22 protein-coding genes are annotated in these 21,095 nt (G+C 72.0%); 13 read left to right on the top strand and 9 right to left on the bottom strand.

Annotated features, from left to right (window positions below):
* Positions 1–35: 35 nt before the first annotated feature.
* Genes ACQPZA_RS30315 through ACQPZA_RS30305 form a run of 3 tightly spaced genes read left to right on the top strand, consistent with a single transcriptional unit; the run spans position 36 to position 3,180 of the window.
* A complete protein-coding gene (locus ACQPZA_RS30315; RefSeq protein WP_433275519.1) occupies positions 36–1,049 on the top strand; it encodes an ABC transporter permease in 1,014 nt (337 codons plus the stop codon).
* Entirely contained in the window at positions 1,046–2,089 is a 1,044-nt protein-coding gene (locus ACQPZA_RS30310; protein ID WP_433275518.1) for an ABC transporter ATP-binding protein, read from the top strand. The genes ACQPZA_RS30315 and ACQPZA_RS30310 overlap by 4 nt, the downstream gene beginning before the upstream one ends.
* Positions 2,090–2,127: 38 nt before the next feature.
* Entirely contained in the window at positions 2,128–3,180 is a 1,053-nt protein-coding gene (locus ACQPZA_RS30305; protein WP_433275517.1) for an ABC transporter ATP-binding protein, read from the top strand.
* 1 nt (position 3,181) lies between these two features.
* Here ACQPZA_RS30305 and ACQPZA_RS30300 read toward each other — a convergent pair whose 3' ends face one another.
* Positions 3,182–4,051 (bottom strand): hypothetical protein, encoded by an 870-nt coding sequence (locus tag ACQPZA_RS30300; RefSeq protein ID WP_433275516.1) that lies wholly within the window; start codon positions 4,049–4,051, stop codon positions 3,182–3,184.
* Between the two features lie 197 nt (positions 4,052–4,248).
* Between ACQPZA_RS30300 and ehuB the strand changes: the two genes are divergently transcribed.
* From ehuB to ehuA, 4 genes are read left to right on the top strand one after another with little or no spacing between them, the layout of a single operon-like run.
* Positions 4,249–5,148, top strand: coding sequence for an ectoine/hydroxyectoine ABC transporter substrate-binding protein EhuB (ehuB, locus tag ACQPZA_RS30295; RefSeq protein WP_169397847.1), 900 nt, complete (start codon positions 4,249–4,251; stop codon positions 5,146–5,148).
* Between the two features lie 7 nt (positions 5,149–5,155).
* Positions 5,156–5,860, top strand: coding sequence for an ectoine/hydroxyectoine ABC transporter permease subunit EhuC (ehuC, locus tag ACQPZA_RS30290; protein WP_433275515.1), 705 nt, complete (start codon positions 5,156–5,158; stop codon positions 5,858–5,860).
* Positions 5,860–6,519, top strand: coding sequence for an ectoine/hydroxyectoine ABC transporter permease subunit EhuD (ehuD, locus tag ACQPZA_RS30285; protein WP_433275514.1), 660 nt, complete (start codon positions 5,860–5,862; stop codon positions 6,517–6,519). The genes ehuC and ehuD overlap by 1 nt, the downstream gene beginning before the upstream one ends.
* Positions 6,520–6,523: 4 nt before the next feature.
* Entirely contained in the window at positions 6,524–7,288 is a 765-nt protein-coding gene (gene ehuA / locus ACQPZA_RS30280) for an ectoine/hydroxyectoine ABC transporter ATP-binding protein EhuA (RefSeq protein ID WP_433275513.1), read from the top strand.
* Positions 7,289–7,313: 25 nt separating this feature from the next.
* Here ehuA and ACQPZA_RS30275 read toward each other — a convergent pair whose 3' ends face one another.
* Positions 7,314–7,994: a response regulator transcription factor gene (locus ACQPZA_RS30275; protein ID WP_433275512.1), complete on the bottom strand. Its 681-nt coding sequence runs from the start codon at positions 7,992–7,994 to the stop codon at positions 7,314–7,316.
* Positions 7,995–8,026: 32 nt separating this feature from the next.
* Entirely contained in the window at positions 8,027–9,358 is a 1,332-nt protein-coding gene (locus ACQPZA_RS30270) for a sensor histidine kinase (protein ID WP_433275511.1), read from the bottom strand.
* A gap of 129 nt (positions 9,359–9,487) precedes the next feature.
* Here ACQPZA_RS30270 and ACQPZA_RS30265 point away from each other — a divergent pair, with 129 nt between their 5' ends.
* Genes ACQPZA_RS30265 through ACQPZA_RS30255 form a run of 3 tightly spaced genes read left to right on the top strand, consistent with a single transcriptional unit; the run spans position 9,488 to position 13,136 of the window.
* Positions 9,488–10,261: an ABC transporter ATP-binding protein gene (locus ACQPZA_RS30265; RefSeq protein ID WP_433275510.1), complete on the top strand. Its 774-nt coding sequence runs from the start codon at positions 9,488–9,490 to the stop codon at positions 10,259–10,261.
* Positions 10,246–11,967, top strand: coding sequence for a hypothetical protein (locus ACQPZA_RS30260; protein WP_433275509.1), 1,722 nt, complete (start codon positions 10,246–10,248; stop codon positions 11,965–11,967). The genes ACQPZA_RS30265 and ACQPZA_RS30260 overlap by 16 nt, the downstream gene beginning before the upstream one ends.
* Positions 11,964–13,136 carry a DUF418 domain-containing protein gene (locus tag ACQPZA_RS30255; RefSeq protein ID WP_433275508.1) on the top strand — a complete coding sequence of 391 codons (1,173 nt, stop codon included), beginning with the start codon at positions 11,964–11,966 and terminating at the stop codon, positions 13,134–13,136. The genes ACQPZA_RS30260 and ACQPZA_RS30255 overlap by 4 nt, the downstream gene beginning before the upstream one ends.
* A 7-nt stretch (positions 13,137–13,143) precedes the next feature.
* Here the strand turns inward: ACQPZA_RS30255 and ACQPZA_RS30250 are convergent, their stop codons facing one another.
* Positions 13,144–13,917 (bottom strand): enoyl-CoA hydratase-related protein, encoded by a 774-nt coding sequence (locus ACQPZA_RS30250; RefSeq protein ID WP_433275507.1) that lies wholly within the window; start codon positions 13,915–13,917, stop codon positions 13,144–13,146.
* A gap of 166 nt (positions 13,918–14,083) precedes the next feature.
* On the opposite strand from ACQPZA_RS30250, the gene ACQPZA_RS30245 reads away from it, so the two are divergent.
* Both ACQPZA_RS30245 and ACQPZA_RS30240 read left to right on the top strand, forming a co-directional pair.
* Positions 14,084–14,791, top strand: coding sequence for a TetR/AcrR family transcriptional regulator (locus ACQPZA_RS30245; protein ID WP_433275506.1), 708 nt, complete (start codon positions 14,084–14,086; stop codon positions 14,789–14,791).
* Between the two features lie 34 nt (positions 14,792–14,825).
* Positions 14,826–16,064 (top strand): cytochrome P450 family protein, encoded by a 1,239-nt coding sequence (locus tag ACQPZA_RS30240; RefSeq protein ID WP_433275505.1) that lies wholly within the window; start codon positions 14,826–14,828, stop codon positions 16,062–16,064.
* Between the two features lie 8 nt (positions 16,065–16,072).
* On the opposite strand, the gene ACQPZA_RS30235 is transcribed toward ACQPZA_RS30240, so the two are convergent.
* From ACQPZA_RS30235 to ACQPZA_RS30220, 4 genes are all read right to left on the bottom strand, one after another.
* Positions 16,073–16,561 carry a hypothetical protein gene (locus ACQPZA_RS30235; RefSeq protein WP_433275504.1) on the bottom strand — a complete coding sequence of 163 codons (489 nt, stop codon included), beginning with the start codon at positions 16,559–16,561 and terminating at the stop codon, positions 16,073–16,075.
* Between the two features lie 127 nt (positions 16,562–16,688).
* Positions 16,689–17,936 carry an MFS transporter gene (locus tag ACQPZA_RS30230; RefSeq protein ID WP_433275503.1) on the bottom strand — a complete coding sequence of 416 codons (1,248 nt, stop codon included), beginning with the start codon at positions 17,934–17,936 and terminating at the stop codon, positions 16,689–16,691.
* Positions 17,933–18,451 (bottom strand): MarR family winged helix-turn-helix transcriptional regulator, encoded by a 519-nt coding sequence (locus ACQPZA_RS30225; protein WP_433275502.1) that lies wholly within the window; start codon positions 18,449–18,451, stop codon positions 17,933–17,935. The genes ACQPZA_RS30230 and ACQPZA_RS30225 overlap by 4 nt, the downstream gene beginning before the upstream one ends.
* A 658-nt stretch (positions 18,452–19,109) precedes the next feature.
* Positions 19,110–19,313 (bottom strand): hypothetical protein, encoded by a 204-nt coding sequence (locus ACQPZA_RS30220; RefSeq protein WP_433275501.1) that lies wholly within the window; start codon positions 19,311–19,313, stop codon positions 19,110–19,112.
* A gap of 136 nt (positions 19,314–19,449) precedes the next feature.
* On the opposite strand from ACQPZA_RS30220, the gene ACQPZA_RS30215 reads away from it, so the two are divergent.
* On the top strand, positions 19,450–19,647 hold the full coding sequence (locus ACQPZA_RS30215) for a helix-turn-helix domain-containing protein (RefSeq protein ID WP_169397833.1): 198 nt from the start codon (positions 19,450–19,452) through the stop codon (positions 19,645–19,647).
* A 253-nt stretch (positions 19,648–19,900) separates the two neighbouring features.
* Here the strand turns inward: ACQPZA_RS30215 and ACQPZA_RS30210 are convergent, their stop codons facing one another.
* Positions 19,901–21,064, bottom strand: a complete 1,164-nt coding sequence (locus tag ACQPZA_RS30210; RefSeq protein ID WP_433275500.1) for an acyl-CoA dehydrogenase family protein — start codon at positions 21,062–21,064, stop codon at positions 19,901–19,903.
* Between the last annotated feature and the right edge of the window lie 31 nt (positions 21,065–21,095).

The raw sequence follows: 21,095 nt of genomic DNA, 5'->3' as shown, positions 1-21,095 counted from the left end.
ACCGGTGCGGCCCACCGGCCACCGAGCCGTAAGTGATGGCCATCTACATCGTGCGGCGGCTGGTCGCGGCGGTGATCCTGCTGCTGATCGTCACAGCCGCCGTGTTCGCGATCTTCTTCCTGGTGCCCCGGCTCGCCGGGGCCACCCCCGAGGATCTCGCGTCGCGTTACGTCGGCAAGACCGCCGATGCCGAGCAGATCCACGTGATCGCGGTGAAGCTCGGCTTCACCGACCCGATCTGGGTGCAGTACGGCCGGTTCCTCAAGGGGATCGTGGCCGGTGCGGACTACAGCACCGGACCGTCCACGGTGCACTGTCCGGCGCCGTGCTTCGGGTACTCGTTCCTCACCCAGAACCCCGTGCTGCCCGACCTGCTCGACCGGCTCCCGGTGACGCTGTCGCTGGCCGCGGGCGCCGCACTGATCTGGGTGGTCGCCGGCGTCGCCACCGGTGTGGTGTCGGCGTTGCGTCCCGGCAGCATCTTCGACCGGGCCGCTATGGGCGTGGCGCTCGCCGGGGTGTCGCTGCCGATCTTCTTCACCGGGCTGCTGTCACTGGCGGTCTTCAGCTACGCGCTCGGCATCACCGCGCCGGGCGGCAGCTACACGCCGATCGAGGACAACCCCTTCCTGTGGGCGTACGACCTGCTCCTGCCGTGGATCACGCTCGCATTCCTGTACGCCGCGGGCTACGCCCGGCTGACCAGGGCGGGGATGCTCGACACCATGGGCGAGGACTTCATCCGCACCGCGCGGGCCAAGGGCCTTCCCGAGCGGACGGTCGTGGTCAAGCACGGCCTGCGCTCGGCCCTCACCCCGATCCTGACGATCTTCGGGCTGGACCTCGGGCTGCTGCTGGGCGGCGCGATCCTCACCGAGAGCACCTACTCACTGCCCGGTATCGGCAAGTACTCGGTGGACGCGGTGGTCAACAACGACCTGCCGAAGGTGCTCGGCGTCGTCATGGTCGGGAGCATCTTCATCATCCTCGCCAACCTGGTGGTGGACCTGTGCTACGCCATCGTCGACCCGCGGGTGAGGTACTCATGACCCCCTCCGACGCCACCCCGCCCGCCTTCCTGGACGTGCGGGACCTGCGGGTGCACTTCCCGACCGACGACGGCGTGGTGAAGGCCGTCGACGGGCTGTCGTTCACCCTCGAGCGGGGCAAGCGGCTGGGCATCGTGGGCGAGTCCGGCTCGGGCAAGAGCGTGACCAGCCTGTCGATCATGGGTCTGCACAAGGCCCGTGCGGCGAAGATCTCGGGCGAGATCTGGCTCGGCGGCCAGGAGCTGGTCTCGGCCGGTTCCGAGCAGGTCCGCAAGCTGCGGGGCCGGACCATGGCGATGATCTTCCAGGACCCGCTCTCGGCGATGCATCCGTACTACTCGGTGGGCCAGCAGATCGTCGAGGCGTACCGGCTGCACCACGACGTGAGCAAGCGTGACGCCCGGACCAGGGCGGTCCAGCTGCTGGACCGCGTGGGGATCCCGCAGGCGGCGTCGCGCTTCGACGACTACCCGCACCACTTCTCCGGGGGGATGCGCCAGCGCGCGATGATCGCGATGGCGCTGTCGTGCAACCCGGAACTGCTGATCGCCGACGAGCCGACCACGGCGCTGGACGTCACGGTGCAGGCCCAGATCCTCGACCTGATCCGCGACCTGCAGGCCGAGTTCAACTCCGCGGTGATCATCATTACGCACGACCTGGGCGTGGTGGCCGAGCTGGCCGACGACATCCTGGTCATGTACGGCGGCCGCGCGATCGAGACCGGCTCGGCGGCGAGCGTCTTCGAGACACCCCAGCACCCCTACACGTGGGGCCTGCTGGGCTCGCTGCCCCGCTGGGACCGCGAGCGGTCCGACCGGCTGATGCCCATCCCCGGCAGCCCGCCGAGCCTGATCAACGTGCCGTCGGGCTGTGCCTTCCACCCCCGGTGTGCCTACGACGAGCTCACCGACGGCCTGGCCACCACTGTGCGCCCCGAGCTACGCGCGGTCGGGACGAACGGCCACCGGGTCGCCTGCCACCTGTCCGACGAACGGCGGCGGCAGATCTTCGACGACGAGATCAGGCCGAAGCTGTGAGCCGACCGATGAGCCCCGACCGAACGGGTACCGAACCGATGTCCACCGGATCGACCATCACGGGGTCGACGCCCAGCCCAGAGCCGGCGGAGCCGGCCCCGACCGAGCGGGAGGTGCTGCTGCGCGCGTCCGGGCTGCAGAAGCACTTCCCGGTGCGCCGTGGCCTGCTGCAACGCCAGGTGGGTGCGGTGCAGGCCGTGAGCGGCCTGGACTTCGAGGTGTTCCGCGGCGAGACGCTGTCGCTGGTGGGCGAGTCCGGCTGTGGCAAGACCACCACCGGGCGCCTGCTCACCCGCCTCATCGAGCCCACCGGTGGCTCGATCGTCTTCGACGGGCGCGACATCAGCCACCTGCCGCAGCGGGCGATGCGCCCGTTGCGCCGGGAGGTCCAGATGATCTTCCAGGACCCGTACTCGTCGCTCAACCCGCGGCACACCGTCGGGACGATCGTCGGGGCGCCGTTCCGCATCCAGGGGATCGAGCCGCCCGGCGGGATCCGCAAGGCGGTGCAGGAGCTGCTGCAGCTGGTGGGGCTGAGCCCCGAGCACTACAACCGCTACCCCCACGAGTTCTCCGGCGGGCAGCGCCAGCGCATCGGCATCGCCAGGACGCTGGCGCTGCGGCCCAAGCTGATCGTCGCAGACGAGCCGGTGTCGGCGCTCGACGTGTCGATCCAGGCGCAGGTGGTGAACCTGCTCGAGGACCTGCAGGACGAGCTCGGGCTGACCTACGTGCTGATCGCGCACGACCTCTCGGTGGTGCGGCACGTGTCCGACCGCGTCGCGGTGATGTACCTGGGCAAGATCGTGGAGCTCGGCGAGAGCGACGCCGTCTACACCCGCCCGATGCACCCCTACACCAACGCGCTGCTCTCGGCGGTGCCCGTGCCGGACACGCAGCGGACGACCAAGCGGGAGCGCATCCTGCTCACCGGGGACGTCCCCAGCCCGCTGAACCCGCCGCCGGCCTGCCGGTTCCACACCCGCTGCTGGAAGGCGCAGGACATCTGCGGCACCCAGGAGCCACCGCTGGTGGAGCTGGCGCCCGGGCAGCGGGTGGCCTGCCACTTCCCGGAGAACGTGCCCGCGTAGGTCAGCTGCCGTTCTCGGCGTCCTCGCGCTCGCCGCGCCTGCGGAAGTACCCGAGCCCGGGGATGCCCTGGATGGCCTGGCGCATCTCCTTGAGCTGCTCGAGCAGCTCGTGGACGTCCGGGCCGACCCGGTCGAGGGTGGCGAGGATCGGCATGATGTCGGTCTCCATGTGCTCGGTGAGCTGGGGGAGCTGGTCGACGAGCCGGATCGCCGCCTGCACCTCCTCCTCGGAGAACTCCTCCACGAAGCGCCGGGCGAGCGGTGCGGCCTGGCGGGCGATCGGCTGGTAGACGGCGAGCAGTTCGCCCGCGCCGTCGGCGGCGCCTGCCGCCTGGTCGACCACGGTGGTGGCGCGCTCGGCGACCGCGGTGGCCTTGTCGATCACACCGCCCGCGCGGTCGGCGACGCTGCCCGCTCCCGCCACGAGCTCCGCGGCTCCGTCGGCGACCTCTCCCGCGCGCCCGACGAGTCCGGCCGCATCGTCGGCCACGACACGGGCCTGCGTGACGAGCTCGGCGGCGCCGCCCGCGGCGGTGCGCACCTCGGCGAGCAGCGGGTCGATCCGCCGGACGAGCCCGTCCGCGTCGGCCAGCACCGTGTCGACCCTGGCGACGGCGGTGCGCACGCCGACGAGCACCTCGTCGACCGACCCGACGATGACGTCGGCCCGGTCCGCGATGACCTCCACCCGGTCGGCGACCGCGGAGATCCTGGCGACGAGGGCCTCGACGTCGTCGAGCAGTGCCGACGCCCGCCCGGGCAGCGACGCCGCGACCTCGACGGCCTCCTCGGTCCATCCCATCACCGCTCTGGCCCCGGCGACGACGTCGGAAGGGCCGACCAGCACGGGGAGCCCGGCGATGCGCAACATGCGGCCGATCCTCGCGCATGGGCCGGCGATCGGCTCGGGGTACCGGCGTTCCGGACACCGAGGCTGATTGCGTTCGGATAACGAGTGGCCTCCGTCCCCTGCAGACACCGGTCCGTCCGGAGGGGTTGACCTACGTTCGCCTGACGACGTCGGTGACCGACGAAGGTCCCGGCCGTTCGATCCGGAAGGGGACCACCATGACGCAGCGATCATGGAGCAGGCGTGACTTCCTCCGCCGCACCGCCGCCGCAGGTGCGGTGGCACTCGGGGGAACAACGGCGCTCGCTGCCTGTACCAGCACGAACGCCGGCGGCGGCAGCGTGCTGGAGAGCGCGCGCAGCAGCGGCACCATCCGCATCGGGATCGCCGGCGAGGAGCCCTACGGCTTCACCGGCACCGACGGGAGGGTCACCGGCGAGGCGCCGGAGGTGGCCCGCGCGGTGTTGCAGGGCATCGGCATCCGTGACGTGCAGGCCGAGCAGGTCGACTTCGGCTCGCTGATCCCCGCGCTCAACGCCAACCGCTTCGACATGGTCTGCGCCGGCATGAACATCACGCCCCAGCGGTGCCAGCAGGCGGCGTTCTCCGTCCCGGACTACACCGCGCTCACCGCGTTCCTCGTGCCGCGGGGCAACCCGGAGGGCGTCACCACGTTCCCGGACATCGCGGCGAAGAACCTGAAGCTCGCCGTGCTCGGCGCGGCCGTGGAGCAGGGCTATGCCGAGGCGGGGGGCGTCCCGGCCGGCAACATCAGCCCGTTCGACGACCAGAACGCGCTGCTGCAGGCCGTCACCGCGGGCCGGGTCTACGCCGCGGCGCTCACCGACATCTCGCTGAAGTGGCTGGCCGGCAAGAACCCGGAGGCGGGCGTCGAGGTCACCCCGGGGTTCACCCCCACCCAGGACGGGCGGCCCGTCGTCTCGGCGGGCGGGTTCGTGTTCCGGCAGGGCGACAACGACCTGCGGCAGGCGTTCGACACCGAGTTGCAGAACCTGCACGGGAACGGGCGCTGGGTGCAGATCGCGAGCCCGTTCGGGTTCTCCGACGCCAACCTGCCCACCGCCGGGCTGACCACCGAGCAGCTCTGCTCGGCCTGAGGCTGCGGTGGACAACCTCGCAACGTTCCTGTCCGTCCTCGCCCAGGGACTCCCGGAGACCCTGTTGGCCACCGTCGGCGGCATCGCACTGACGATCGTGCTCTCGTTCGCGGCCGGGCTCGCGCTGCTGTCGCCGTCGCGGCCGGTGCGCGTGATCAGCCGGATCTACGTGGAGGGGCTGCGCGGCACGTCGGAGGTCGTGCAGCTGTTCTGGATCTTCTTCGCGCTGCCGGTGCTCGTCGGGTTCGAGATCGTGCCGATCTGGGGTGGCATTCTCGTGCTCGGCCTCAACCACGGCGCGTACGGAGCGGAGATCGTCCGCGGTGCGATCCAGTCGGTGCCCCGCGCCCAGTACGAAGGTGCGCTGGCGCTCAGCCTCTCCCCGGCGCAGCGGATGTTCCGGGTGATCCTGCCGCAGGCGGTGGTCGAGATGATCCCGCCGTTCAACAACCTGTTCATCCAGCTGCTGAAGAGCACCTCGATCCTGTCGTTCGTCTTCATCAGCGAGATCACCCGGCAGGCCACGCAGATCCTCGTCCCGCGGTTCAACCCGCAGGTGCTGCAGATCTTCCTGCTGCTGCTGCTCTTCTACCTCGTGCTGTCGCTGGTCATCACCGCGGTGATGCGGTTCCTGGAACGCAAGGCGGCGGCGCGGCTCGGCCGGGGGCCGTCCGAGCGCGCCCGGCGCGCCGCCGTCACGGGGGCGGTCTGATGTCTCAGCAGATCTGGGACTGGAACTACGCCTTCGCGATCCTGCCCTCGCTGCTCGAAGGGCTGGGCCTCACCCTGGTGGCGACGGTGCTCGGCTCGATCGTCGCGATGGTCCTGGGCCTGGTGCTCGCGGTGCTGCAACGGGGCCCGCGGCCGCTCGCGGTGGTGGTGCGGGGCTTCGTGGAGCTCGTGCGCAGCACGCCCCTGCTCGTGCAGATCTTCTTCCTGTACTTCGTGCTGCCGCAGTTCGGCATCGTGCTGAGCGCGCTGACGGTCGGCGTGATCGCCCTCGGCGTGCACTACGCGTGCTACACGTCGGAGGTCTACCGTGCCGGGATCGACGCCGTACCGCGCGGGCAGTGGGAGGCGGCCACGGCACTGAGCCTCCCGCGCTCGCGGGTCTGGACCGGCGTGGTGCTGCCGCAGGCGGTCCCGCGGGTCGTCCCCGCGCTCGGCAACTACGTCATCTCGATGTTCAAGGAGGTGCCGCTGCTCACCGCGATCGGGCTGCTCGACGTGGTCGGCCGCGCCCAGGAGGCGGGCGACACCTACTTCCGCTACGTCGAGCCGTACACCATCGCGGGGTTGCTCTTCCTGCTGCTGAGCTACCCTGCCTCGCTGCTCGTGCGGAGATTGGAGAGCCGTGTCGGGACCATCTGACCCGATGATCGTCTTCGACGGGGTGGAGAAGCGGTTCGGCGACAACGTCGTGCTCTCCGACCTCGACTTCACCGTCGCCCCCGGTGAGCACGTCACGCTGATCGGGCCGTCGGGATCGGGCAAGACCACCATCCTGCGGCTGCTCATGAGCCTGGAGGCGGTGAACGCCGGCACCATCACCGTCGCGGGGCGCTACCTCTCGCACATGGAGAAGGGCGGCAAGCTCGTCCCCGCCGACGAGAAGCACAGCCGTGAGGTGCGCAAACACATCGGGATGGTGTTCCAGCAGTTCAACCTCTTCCCGAACATGACCGTGCGGGGCAACCTGACCGAGGCGCCCACCCGGGTGCTCGGCCTGTCGAAGGACGAGGCCAACACGCGCGCCGAGGAGCTGCTCGACCTGGTCGGACTGCGGGAGAAGATCGACGAGCACCCGTCACGGCTCTCCGGCGGGCAGCAGCAGCGGGTGGCCATCGCGCGGGCGCTCGCGATGCGCCCGGACGTCCTGCTGCTCGACGAGGTGACCTCGGCACTGGACCCCGAGCTCGTCGCCGGTGTGCTCGCCCTGCTGCGCGACATCGGCGAGACCACCGACATCACCATCCTCTGCGTCACCCACGAGATGGGGTTCGCGCGCGACTTCTCCCACCGGGTGATGATGTTCGACGGCGGACAGGTGATCGAGGACGCCCCGCCGCAACGGCTGTTCAGCGCCCCGGAACACCCGCGCACGAAGGAGTTCCTGAAGGCGGTGCTGGAGCGGGGATAGCGGCCCGGTCCCGCAACGGGTCGGGTCAGCCGTGGCGGGACTCGTGGGCGAGGATCGCGAGCTGGATCCGGCTGGTCAGGTCGAGCCTGGTCAGGGCGCTGGAGATCGTCGCCTTGATGCTCGACGTGGACAGGTGCAGCCGCTCGGCGATCTCGGCGTTGCCGAGCCCCTCCGACACGGCGATGGCGACCTGGCGCTCGCGGTCGGTCAGCAGGTCCATGCGGGCGCGGGCGTCGGAGGCGGCCGGTGCGGCCGGGGGGTGCCGGCGGGCGGCCATCGCGATCACGCTGCGGGTGACGCTCGGCGAGAGCACGGGGTCGCCCGCGGCGGCACGGCGCACGGCGTCGACGATCTGGGCTGGCGGGGTGTGCTTGAGCAGGAAGCCGGCGGCTCCGGCGCGTAGTGCGGCGAGCACCGTCTCGTCAGCGTCGAAGGTCGTCAGCATCACGACGGCGGGACGCGGTCCGGGGCCGGCGCGGCGATCGAGGGCCGCGGTGGCGGCGAGGCCGTCGAGCACCGGCATCCGGACGTCCATGAGCACGACGTGCGGGGCGAGCCGGTCCACCGCGTCGACGACGTCCGCGCCGTCCGCGGCCTCGCCGACGACCTCGATGTCCCCCGCGCCACCCAGCATCAGGTTGAGCCCGCTGCGGACGAGGGGGTCGTCGTCGACGACGAGGACCCGGATCGCGGGTTGCGCGGTCATTGCCGTCTCCGTGGTCATTGCTGTCTCCGTGGTCATCGCCGGTCCTCCGCCGGGATCACGGCGTCCTCGGGTGGCCACGGGATGCTCGCGCCCAGCCGGAACCGCCCGTCGGTGATCTCCCGGGTGAGCTCCCCGCCGTGCAGGGCAACGCGCTCCGCGAGCCCGGTGAGGCCCGAGCCCGCCCCCGGGATCTCGCTCGTGGTGACCCCCAGCGGCACCGGGTTGCCCACCTGCACCACGACGTCACCACCCGGCTCGCCCCGCACGAGGACGTGCACCGCGGCGCCCGGCGCGTGCTTGCGCGCGTTGGTGAGACCCTCCTGCACGATGCGGTAGACGGTGCGCTGCACCTGCGGGCGCAGGGCGGACAGGTCGTCGGCGAGGTCCGCGTGCACGTCCTGGCCGCTGCGGCGCGCCTCGTCGACGAGCGCGGGGAGCCGGTCCACGGTGGGTTGCGGCGCGGCCCTGATCTCCTCCCGGTCGACGTCGGCCGTCGCGGCCGGGTCGCGCAGCAGGTGGAGCACCTCGCGGAGCTCGTCGAGGGCCTGGTTCGCGTTGGACCGCACCACGCTCACCGCACTGTGCACCTCCGCCGCGGTCGGTGGCGGCGCGGTGCCGCTCTCCGCCATGGCGGTGCGGTACTCGAGGGCGCCGGCGTGCACCGACAGCAGGGAGATCCGGTGCGCCAGCACGTCATGCATCTCCCTGGCGATCCGCTGCCGCTCGGTGTGGCGGCTCTCCTCCAGCGCTCTCGCGTGCTCGCGCCGCTCGGCGTCGGCGCGCAGCCCCATGGCGAGCACGAGCTGGCGCCGGGCCCGCACGCCGAGTCCTGCGGTGACCACCAGCGCCACCAACAGCAGGATCACGAGGATCCACGGGACGGGCGGCCCGAACACCGCCGGGAAGTACGTGGCCATGTACGGCACGCCGAGCAGCACCATGCCGAAGCTGACCGGCACCGCGTACGTCCAGCCCCGGTGCAGGGCGAGGGAGAACAGCAGCAGGAACACGGCACCGGTCGCCGTGTTGGACATCGATGCCGCGACGGCGGCCAGTACCCCGGTGGCCACCGGGAACCCCCTGCGCCACCACAGCGCGAGGCACGCCGCGGCGCCGAGGAGCGGATCGGCGATCCGGAGCCAGGTGGGCAGGCCGAACAGGTCGGGCAGCACCACGAGCGTCTGCTCGGACGCCCCGGCGAGTACGGCCACGAGGAACATCGCGAGGTCGACGGCCCAGTCGCGGGGCGTGCGCCTGGCCGTACCCGTGGTGGTGCGGCCCTCCGGGTCGACGGCGCGGGCCAGCTCCCCGGGGAGCATCCAGCGGTCCACCGGGGGCGCGGCCGGCCGGGCGGTGTCGACCATGGGACGAACTGTACGGAAGGGACGTATGCCCGAGTGGCTTGATTTTCCGGCCGGATGCGGACCGATCGGCCAGGGGGACTGTCCGGTCGGCCGCAGTACGGGGCGCGCCGGACGGGCAGCGTTGCCGGCATGTCGATCGACACCCCCGCGGCCCTGCAGCTGGACGGGCTCACGAAGGTCTTCTCCGGGAAACCGGCAGCCGACCACGTGAGCCTGACGGTGCCGGTCGGCTCGCTGACCGGCCTCGTCGGACCCAACGGCGCGGGCAAGACCACCTCGCTCGCGATGACCGTCGGCCTGCTGCGCCCGGACTCCGGCACCGCCGCCGTCCACGGCGTCGACGTGTGGACCCGCCCCGGCCGGGCGAAGGCGCTGCTCGGTGTGCTCCCCGACGGTCTCGCGCTCCCGGAGCGGCTCACCGGTGGCGAACTGCTCACCTACTGGGGGCTGCTGCGCGACATGCGCGCCGACGTGGTGCGCACCAGGGCCGCCGAGCTGATGCGCATTCTCGAGCTTGACGAGGCCGAGGACCGGGGGGTGCAGGTCATCGAGTACTCGACGGGCATGCGCAAGAAGATCGGGCTGGCCACCGCCCTGCTGCACGCACCGAAGGTGCTGGTGCTCGACGAGCCGTTCGAGGCGGTCGACCCGGTCTCGGCCCGCGTCCTGCGCGGCATCCTGCGCCGTTTCGTCGCCGCCGGGGGGTCGGTGGTGATCTCGTCGCACGTGATGTCGCTGGTCGAGGACCTCTGTGACCGGGTGGCCATCATCGCGGCCGGGCAGGTCCTGACCGCAGGCACCCTCGCCGACGTCCGCGGCGCCTCGACGCTCGAGGACACCTTCGTCCGGCTCGTCGGGGAGCGCGAGATCGGGGAGGAGGACCTGGCGTGGTTGGCGAGCTGATCCGGCTCAAGTTCGCGATCCAGCGGCACACACTCAGCTGGAAGCGGGTGCTCGGTCTCGTGCTGGGCGTGGGGGGCGCGCTCGCCACGTGGGCAGCCCTGCTGGTCGCGGCCCCGTCGGCCCGGTCCGACGTGCTGCTGTTCGTGCTCGCCGCCTGGCTCGTCGGCTGGCTGGTCGGGCCGATACTGACCTCGGGGGCGGCCGTGCTGCGGCCCGAGTACTTCACGCTGCTGCCGCTGTCCCCGCGGCGGCTGGGGTTCGGGCTGCTCGCGTCGGTGTTCGTCGGCGTCGGCGCGGTCGTGACCGCGGCGGCGGTGCTCGCGCTGGTCGGCTACGCATTCGTGACGGCCGTTCCGGACGTCGCGTCCGTGGCTGCCGCCGTCGGGACCGCGGTGGTCGGGGCGGCGCTGCTGCTCGTGTTCACCGTGGCGGTCTCCCGGGTGGCGTACGCCCTGCTCGGCGCGGCCATGCGCACCCGGATGGGCGTCGAGATCGCGGCGATCCAGTACGGACTGGTGCTCTCGTCGATGTTCGTCGGGTGGTTGATCGTCTCGCCCGCCATCACTGCCGTGCCGGAGTTCCTGCGGGACGGGTTCGGCGCGTCGGGGGTCTCGGGGGTGCTGGGCCTGTTCCCCAGCAGCTGGCCCCTGCTGGCCGTCGACGCCGCGGCCGCGGGCGACTACGGGTCGGCCGCAGGGCTGGTCGGCGCGTTGGCGCTGGTCACGGCACTGGTGGTGCTGGCCGCCGTTGCGCTCCTGACGCCCTACGTGGGCAACCGCACCGTCCGCCGTCGCACCCGCCCGTGGGGGAGCCGGGCGCTGACACGGGGACGGCTGCTGCCCGGCACGCCGCTCGGTGCCGTGATCGGCAAGGAGCTGCGCACCTGGTGGCGGGATCCGTGGCGGAGCCTGGAGATCCGGTCGTCGATCTGGTTCGGGATCTTCGTCGCGATCTACGGTGTGATCGCCGGGATCCCGCAGCTCGCCGGTCTGGCCGGCATCGCCGTCGCCCTGATGGCCGGGCTCAGCGGGGCGAACCTGTTCGGCCAGGACGGCACCGCGCTGTGGCTGCTCGTGGTCGGGGAGAGCCCCCGGGCTGTGCGGGCCGACATCAGGGGCCGCCAGATCGGGCTGGTCGTGGCGCTGGGCCTGCCCGCCTTCGGACTGTCGACGCTGATGATGGTGCTGACCGGGGTGTTCGAGTTCGCGGTGCCGATCTATGCGGGCATCCTGGCCACGCTCGGGGTCGGCAGCGGCGTCGCCGCCGTGATGTCCGTGGTCGGGGTGACCCCCGGGGTCGAGCCACACCGCCGGGTCAACGCCAATGACGCCGGGGAGAACGGCTTCGCCATCCAGGTGGCGCTCTGGGCGGTGCTGCTGTTGATCGCGCCGACAGTGGCGGTGGCGGTGCCGCTGGCGTTCGCTGCCGACCCGCCGCCGTGGCTCGGCGTGGCGGCCCTGGGGGTGGCGCTCGGGAACGCCGTGGTCGTCGCCTGGGCGGGTGGTGCCGTGGCGGCCCGGCGCCTGGAGTCCCACCTGCCCGAGACCTTCGCCCGGCTGCGCTACCCGGGCACGACGATGGCGAAGGGCCGCGGTGCCGGGTTCCTCGACTACCTGTCCGGCCACGCCGAGAGCTCCGCGCTCGCCGCCGCGGCAGCGGCCAAGGGGGAGAAGCCCCCGCAGAGGACGAAGGAGACCGTGGGATGACCGCGACCGGACCCCTTGCGAGCGCCGGGTACGGCGCCACCCCGCGCTCGGAACGGAAACTCGCTCCCGACCTGGCCCGCGGGGTGATGCTCCTGCTGATCGCGATGGCCTACGCCGGGGTCTACGCCGGAGTGGCGTTCGGTGGCCGGCTCCCGGACGGGACCTCGGCGCCCGACACCGTGGCGCGGTTCGTGGTGATGCTCGTGCTGGACAACCGCGCGTTCCCGATGTTCGCGATCCTCTACGGCTACGGGCTGGCCTGGATGGTGGCCCGCAGGCGCCAGGCGGGCGTGCCGGACGCCGAGACGCGTGGCCTGCTCCGCCGGCGCAGCCTGTGGCTCCTCGCCTTCGGCGCCGTGCACGCGTTCCTGGTGTTCCCCGGCGAGATCCTCGCCTCCTACGGGCTGGCCGGACTCGTGCTCGGCGGTCTGCTGTTCCGCTCCGACCGTGCCGTCACGCGCACGATCGCGGTGCTCGTGCCCTGCTACGTCATCACCGTGACACTGGCGATGGTCTCCCTCGCGGCCGCCCCCGACATCGCCGCGGTCGCGATGCCCGGGTACGGCACCGCGGCGGACTGGGCGGCGCGTGCGGCCGCCGTGCCGTTCAACCCGATCTTCGTCGCCGTGGCCTTCCCGCTGTTCCTGCTCGTGGTACTGGGTTTCCGGGCCGGGCGCCTCGGGCTGCTCGACGACCCGGCGCGCCGCCGCCCGCTCCTGGTCCGCATCGCGGCCGGCGGGATCGCCACGTCGCTGCTCGGCGCGTTGCCCGCGGCCCTGATCGCGGTCGACGCCCTGCGCCCGGACGTCGTCTCCACCGGCGCTCTGCTCGCCCTACAGGTGCTGACGGGCGTGCTCGGCGGCGCGGGCTACGCGGCGGCGTTCGGGCTGCTCGCCCTGCGCCTGGACGAGCGGCGCGGCCCGATCACCCGGGCCGTGGCCGCGGTGGGACAGCGGTCGCTGACCTTCTACCTGGTCAACTCGGTGCTCGTCGCCGTGGTGCTGCACCACGACCTGCTGGGTCTCGGGGAGCGGGTGGACAGCCTCGGGGCGCTGGCCGTCGCCCTCGCCGTCTGGCTCGTGGCGCTGGCCGTCGCGGCCTGGATGGACCGCACCGGCCGCCCCGGCCCCGTTGACGCACTCCTCCGCAGACTCGCCTACCGGCGGTGAGCGGCGGTCAGTCGGGCCACACGGGCGCGCGCTTCTCCAGGAACGACGCCATGCCCTCCCTGGCGCCCGGGCTCTGTGACAGCGACGCCATCACCTCCACGGCGATCGCGTACGCGTCGGCCTCCGGCCGGTCCAGCTGGGCGTAGAGGGTCTGCTTGCCCACGCCCTTGCCGAAGCGGCTGCCGCGGGTGGCCCGCGCGAGCAGGTCGTCGACCCGGGCGTCCAGCTCGGCGTCCGGCACCGCGTAGTTCACCAGCCCCCACTCGGCGGCCGTCGCCGCGTCGATCGCGTCGCCGGTGAGGGCCATCTCCATCAGCCGCTTGCGTCCGACGGTGCGGGCCACCGGGACGGCAGGGGTGTGGCAGAACCAGCCGCCCTTGCCCCCGGGCAGCGCGAACGCGGCCGACTCCGCCGCCACCGCCAGGTCGCAGGACGCCACGAGCTGGCACCCCGCTGCGGTCGCGATGGCCTGCACCCGCGCGATCACGACCTGCGGCACCTCCTGGACGGTCTGCATGACGCGGGTGCACAGCTTCAGCAGGTCGCGCACTCCGCCGAGGTCGCGGGCCGCCACGTCGGCGAAGTCGTGGCCTGCCGAGAACGCCTTGCCCTCGGCGCCGAGCACGATGCCCGTGGCGCTGCTGCGCCCGGCCGTCTCGAACGCGTCGAGCAGCTCGCGCAGGTGGCCTTCCGACAGCGCGTTGCGCCGGTCCGGCCGGTTCATCGTGATCCGGACGGTGTCGCCGTCGTGCTTGACCAGCAGATGTTCGTAGTCGGCCATGCCGCAACGGTAGTCCGGGCCGAGCCCCGTGCCAGTCGGGCGAACCGGTCTTGTCGGACGCCGCAGCCCGGCGTACGGTCACGTCGTGACCAGATTGATAGATCTGGTCACATCGTCAGATGGTCAGGTCGTCAGATGGTCAGGGCGTCACGACGAGGAGGTGGGCGTGGCCGCGCCGGAGTTCGCGAGCAGCCGCATGGAGCGGGTACTCGACACCGCAGCGGAGCTGCTCGTGCGATGGGGCTACCAGCGGGTCACCATCGACGAGGTCGCACGGCACGCCGGAATCGGCAAGGGCACCGTCTACCTGCATTTCCGCACCAAGGAAGCGCTCTTCCTCACCGTGCTGCTGCGTGCCAACCGCCGGGTCGTCACGGCCATGGCCGACCGGATGGAGGCCGAGCCCGCACACGTTCTGCCTGCCCGGCAGCTGCGCTCGCTCTACCTGGAGCTCGCGGCCGACCCGATGTCCCGGGCGCTGTACCTGGCCGACGCCGAGGTGCTCGGGCGGCTCGCACACGAGGCAGGGGAGACCCTCGGGGGGCTGGTCGCCGCCCGGGCGCAGGTGCTGACCGAACACCTGCGGCTGCTGCGCGACGCGGGATGCGTGCGCACCGACCTCGACATCGACGCGCTGCTCTACATGTTCGGGGCGATCGGGGCCGGGTTCTTCTTCATGGGTGGGGCGCCGGGGAGCCGCCCCGACCTCGACGTGGACACCCGCGCCGATCTCCTCGAGCAGGCCGTCGCCTCCGCCGTGCAGATGCCGGACCCGCCGACCGCCGAGCTCGAGCGCCTGGCGCCCGTCATCGCCGAGCTCTACCGATCACTCATCGAGCACATCGACAACGAGTGGCGCCGCCGCGTCCGGTGAACCCGGACGGACGGCACCGGAGAAGGAGCCAGGAATGACCACGACACCGTCGTCCGTCGAACCGGACCTGATGGACCCTGCCCTCATCGCTGATCCCTACGGGGGCTACGGCCGCCTGCGCGAGCAGGCCCCGGTGCTGCGCGGACGCACGATGGACGGCGGAAGTGCCTGGTACGTGACGCGCCAGGCGGACGTGCGCGTGGTGCTGGGCGATCCACGTTTCGTGAACAACCCGGCCTCGGTTCCGGGTGTGGAGGTGAGCAACGTCCGCGAGAAGATGCTCGAGGACATGCTGGGCCTCCCGCCGGAGCTCTCCCGCTACGTCACCACCTCGATCCTCGACACCGACGGCGCCGACCACACCCGGCTGCGCAAGCTGGTGTCGCGGGCGTTCACGGTGCGGCGGGTCAACGACCTGCGCCCCCGGGTCGAGGCGATCACCGCCACTCTGCTCGACGGCCTCGAGTCCCCCGCCGAACTGATCGAGCAGTTCGCCTATCCGCTGCCGATCACGGTGATCTGCGAGCTCGTCGGTGTGCCCGAGGCCGACCGGCCCGCCTGGCGCGAGTGGGGCGTCGGCCTCGTGTCGATGGACCCGAAGATCTTCCCAGGTGTGATCCGCGAGATGGTCGCCCATGTGCAGGACCTCATCGCGCGCCGCCGGGCCGAGCCGGCCGACGACCTCCTGACCGCCCTCATCCAGGCGCAGGAGGCCGACGGCGACCAGCTCAGCGACGACGAGCTGGTCACGATGGTGCTCACGCTCGTGATCGCGGGCCATGAGACCACCGCTCACCTCCTCGGGAACGGCATCGTCGCCCTGCTCACCCATCCCGACCAGCTCGACCTCCTCCGTCGCGACCCGAGCCTGTGGCCCGTCGCCGTGCACGAGCTGATGCGGTTCTGCGGGCCGGTGCACATCACGCGGGTGCGCTATGCCACGGAGGACGTCGATCTCGGCGGGGTGCGGATCCGGGCGGGTGAAGCTGTCCAGGCCGTGCTCGTGTCGGCCAACTTCGATCCCCGGGAGTACACCGACCCCGAGCGGTTCGACGTGACCAGGCGGCCGGTCGGACGCGGTGAGGGGCACGTGGGGTTCGGGCACGGGTTCCACTACTGCCTCGGCGCGGCGCTCGCCCGTCAGGAGGGGGAGGTGGCGCTGCGGGCACTGTTCGAGCGGTTCCCCGACCTGGCGCTGGTCAACGAGGAGCAGGAGTGGGCGCAGCTGCCGGGGTCGCGCAGGCTCACCCGGCTGCCGGTGCGGCTGGCCTGACGCGGGGCTCAGGCCGGCGTCGCGGTGACGCCGAGGAACTCCAGTAGCGCGTCGAGCTTGTGGTCGAGGTCCTCGCCGAACCGCGCGATCCGGGGGTCACCGAGGCTCGCCAACCGCGCGCTGGGCCGGTCGGTCACGAATCGCACTCGCCCCGCCGCGTCCTCGTGGATCGCCGCGCGCAATGGCGCACGGAACAGCACCGGCGGACTGTCCAGCAGGTACGCCCGGCACCGGCGGCAGTTGCCCTCCGGGCACACCATCGAGGAGATGTCGCCGCTCCAGTGGGTGACGAAGCCGTGGGGCGCCTTGTCCGTCACTGCGCGGACAAGGGCCTCCCAGCTCGCTTCCGCTCTCGTGAGCTGGGTGAACGCCGGCGCGTCGAACCTCGGCACGGCCTGCTCGAACCGGGCCCGGAACACGGCGAAGGACGTGTCGACCGCCATCCTGTGCACCTTGCGGGCCGCCACGTCGATCTCGCGTCGTTGCGGTGGTGTCATGGCTTCTCCCTGGGAGGAACCATAAACCCGCCGCCCGTCATTTCAATACCGATCCTGACGGTGGGTTACCAGTCCGCGAATGTCGATCAAATCTGGAGAACGATATCGAGCAGGACGGGAATGGCGGTCACCCCGGAGGTGCCGCCGACGTCTCCCGCGGGCTCCAGCGCCGCAGCGCCGGGTGGGTGACGGCCAGCGCGACCACGACGAGGACGCACGCGAGCCCGCCCGTCACCGCGGCCGTCGACGCCGAGGTGAGGGCGGCCACGGCTCCGGCCCTGGCGTTGCCGATGCCCGGGCCGCCGACGCCCACGACGCCCTCGACGGAGCTGACGCGGCCGAGGTAGGCATCCGGCGTGGCCAGCTGGACCAGGGTGCCGCGGGAGATGACGGAGATGGTGTCGGCGGCCCCGGCGACGACGAGACACGCGAACGTCGCCGGCAGCGTGTCGGAGAGACCGAAACCGGCCAGCGCCAGACCCCAGACGGCCGCGGCGACCAGCGAGACCATCCCCGGTCTGCCGACGCGGCCCAGGAGACCCGAGGTGAGGCTGGCGGCGATCCCACCCACCGCGATCGCCGACAGGAACAGGCCGAGGGTCTCCGGGTTCCCCCCGAACCGCTCCTGGTTGATCACCGGGAACAGCGCGATGGGCATCGCGAGCACGGTGGCGGCGAGGTCGGTGGCCAGGGCACCGCGCAACGCCGGGCGCCGGACGAGGAACCGCCACCCGTCCCAGGTCGAGGCCAGGCTGAACCGCGCCGCGCCGTCCGGCCGCATGCTCGGCAGCCGGGCCACCCCGTACAGGGAGACGGTGATGGCCGCGGCGTCGAGGACGTAGGCCCAGGTGAGGCCCCCGCGGGCGAGAACCAGGCCGGCGACGGCCGGCCCGACCAGCATCGCGGCCTGGAAGCTGACGTGGTTCAGCGCGATGCCGGCCGGAACCTGGTCGCGCGGGAGCAGCCGGGCCACGAAGGTGCGGCGGGCCGACGAGCCCAGCGCTCCACACGATGTCTGCGCGGCCACCAGGAACAGCACGAGTGCCAACGACTGCACCCCGGCGGCGGCCTGGACGGCGAGCAGTACGGCCGCGGTCACCGCGCCCGCACTGGAGAGCATGACGAGCGTGCGCCGGTCGACGGCGTCGGCCAGCGCGCCGCCGGCCAGGCCGAACACGATCGTCGGCACGGCCGTCGCGACCCCGATGGCGCCGACCCACACGGAGCTGTGCGTGAGCTCCCAGACCTGGTAGAGCACCGCGACCACCGCGATCTGGCCGCTGAAGCTCGACGCCGTCGTGCCGACCCAGAGCCGGCGGAACGCCGGGTGCGACCGCAGTGGACGCGTGTCGACGATCCCGTCCAGCGCCCTCACGCCTCCTGCTCCGGCCCGTGGCCCTCGCCGCGCTCGTCGAGGTGCTGCGTGATGCGGTCGAGGAAGGAACGGCGCTGCAGCGCCTCCGCGATGTCGTCGACGACGCGGGTGAGGGGGTAGGGCAGCTCCGTCTCCAGCTCCGCCCACGCGCGTTCCGTCGCGCGCCACTCGTCCTCGAGGAACGGCACGAGCGCGCGGCCGCGGTCGGTCAGCGAGACGGTGCGGGTGCGGGCGTCCGAGCCGGGTGAGCTCTCGACGAGCCCGTCCCCCCGCATGGCGGTGACGGTCTGGCTCATGGCCGAGTGCGTCACGTCGATCTGCTCGGCGAGCTCCTTCACGCTCATCGGGCCCAGGTGGTGCAGGCGGATCAGCGCCATGCTGAACCGGGTGCGGACGGGCACGCCGCGTTGCGCGTACAGCTGGGCGATGTCGTCGTCCATCGCCCGGAGCAGGTCCCGCAGCGGGCGGATCGTGCTCTCGAGTGTCGGGTCGGCGTCACTTGGGGGCGATGTCACAGCGCTAATGTAACAGTGCTGATATGACAGTGCTCACGGGTTTCCGGGCGTCGCCGGGCCCGGCACGGCTGCCAGCGACCACAGGGGGTCCCTAGGTGGGTGCGTGGGAAACGGGCGACTCGCGGGCGGGGAACGGGCGACTCGCGGGCGTGGGGCGAAGCGATCTCTGCGGCATGACACCCCCGCCAGCTGACGTCCTCGCAGAGGCCCTGGGTTCTTCGCAGATGCTGGGGGCTCTGCGAGGAGCACGCTCGCTCTGCGAGGACGACCCGGGTGCCGCAAGTCGCCCGGTTTGGGGGCGTGAGTTGCCCGTTCTCGTCGTGGCGCGGTCCCTGGGTGGGTGCGCGGGATCGGGCGACTCGCGGGTGGGGCCCGGAGTGATCGTCGCGAGATGCGGCTCTTGGCCCGGCGCGGGGCCAGCACGTGGATCTCGGAGCGATCAGCGATCTACCGGAGTCTCGGTCGAGCGGCACCGCGGGCTGCGGCGGCGAGCGCGGACAGCGTGCAGGGGTGGCGTGCTGCGGGCGTCCCACGGCCGGCAGTTGTGCACCCGCGACATCTGCCGGCCCCATCATTCACGTGGTTGGCCGCAAGCCTCGCGGACACCTCCGGCATCGCCGCGAGAACTGCCACGAGCGCCGCCCACGTGGTCTGTGGATCACCTGCCACGACGGGACACCCGCCCGCTGCGCAAGTTGATCTGCTCCTGAGCCTCCGCGACGTTCGGGGCGATGCCGCAGGAGTAGGTGCCGTCCGGGAGCGTCACCACCCAGAAGCCCCCGATCCCCTCCGGAGGCGGTGGCGCGCCGCGGTCACCTGTTCGCTCCGGCTCCACTCGCTCCGCGGACTGCTCGTCGGACACGTTCGAACCCCCCTCGAGTCGCGCGGTGGAGTATCGCGTCAAACGCGTACAGCGTGCAAGTCGCGTACTGCACGTACGACAGGTACAGCGCGTCCAGCGAGCTACAGCGAGTACATCGGCCGGTTAGCGTCGGAGCGTGACCAGTGGGCCGGGAGACAAGCTGCTCACTACTGGTGAGCTTGCGAAACTGCTCGGTGTGTCGCCCGGAGCCATCTTGAAGTGGACGCGGAGCGGACTGATCATTCCCACGTGGAGCACGCCCGGCGGGCATCACCGCTGGCGTCTCGGCGACGTTCAGGAACAGTTGCGAGCCGCTCGCAAGCGGGACGACTGACGCCGCACCCCCGCTACATGAGGTCCTCGCAGAGGCCCTGGGTTCTTCGCAGATGCTGTGGGGTCTGCGAGGAGCACGCTCGCTCTGCGACGACGACCCGGGTGCCGCGAGTCGCCCGGTTTTGGGGCGCGAGTTGCCCGTTCTCGTCGTGGCGCGGTCCCTGGGTGGGTGCGCGGGATCGGGCGACTCGCGTGTGAGAAACGGGCGACTCGCGGGCGGGGAGCGGGCGACTCGCGGGTGGGCCGGGCCGTGTCTAGTACGAGCGGGGGAGGCCGAGTGAGTGCTGGGCGATGTAGTTCAGGATCATCTCCCGGCTCACCGGGGCGATCCGGGTGGCGCGGACGGCGCCGATCAGCGTGCCCACCCCGTACTCCACCGACATCCCGTTGCCGCCGTGCGCCTGCACCGCGGCGTCGACGGCGTTGATGGCGGCCTCGGCGGCGGCGTACTTGGCCATGTTGGCCGCCTCGCCCGCGGCCGTCTGGTCGCCCTCGTCGTAGAGCCAGGCGGCGCGGGTGGTGGCGAGGCGGGCGAGCTCGACCTCGACGTGGGCCTTGGCGAGGGGGTGGGCGATCGCCTGGTGGCTGCCGATCGGCGCCTGCCACACGGTGCGGTCCCTGGCGTAGGCGGCGCCCTTGCGCAGGGCGTAGCGGGCGAGGCCGTTGACGTAGGCCGCCACGGTGATCCGCTCCGGGTTGAGGCCGGCGAACAGCGCTGCGAGCCCGGCCTCCTCCCCGCCGACCAGCGCGTCGTCGGGCACGAACGCGTCGTCGAAGTAGATCGTGAACTGCTTCTCGGGGCTGTGGATGGCCATCTCGATCGGCTGGTAGGTCATCCCCGGCGTGTCGGTGGGCACGATGAACATCGCGGGGCGCAGGGTGCCGGCGGCCGCGTCCTCGAGGCGGGCGACCACGAGCGTCGCGTCCGTCTCGTCCACGCCGGAGATGTAGTACTTGGTGCCGCGGAGGCGCCACCCGCCGCCGTCGGGGTCGCGGCGGGCGGTGGTGGTGATCCGGTGCGAGTTCGATCCCGCGTCCGGTTCGGTGATCGCGAACGACATCCGGACGGAGCCGTCGGCGAAACGGGGGAGCCAGCGCTCCTTCTGGTCGGTGGTGCCGGACCTCGCGATCACCGAGGCGGCGATCGCGGGCGAGACCACGATCAGCAGCAACGGGCAGCCCGCCGCGGCGATCTCCTCGGCGACGATCGTGAGCTCGACCATCCCCGCGCCGCCGCCCCCGTACTCGGCGGGCACCGCCACGCCGAGGTAGCCGGCCGCGGCGGCATCGGCCCACAACTCGGTGGTCTTGGCGCCGGTCCGCGCCTTCTCCAGGAGGTAGTCGTGGCCGTACTTCGCCGCCATCGCGGCGACGGAGGACCGCAGCAGCCGTTGCTCGTCGGTCTCGCGCAGGTCCATGCGGCGGTCCCTTTCCGGTCGAATCGGTCGT

The sequence above is a fragment of the Pseudonocardia xinjiangensis genome (assembly GCF_050948425.1).
Classification (GTDB): domain Bacteria; phylum Actinomycetota; class Actinomycetes; order Mycobacteriales; family Pseudonocardiaceae; genus Pseudonocardia; species Pseudonocardia xinjiangensis.
Note: the sequence above shows the minus strand (reverse complement) of the source record. Positions and strands in the feature narration are given on the sequence as shown.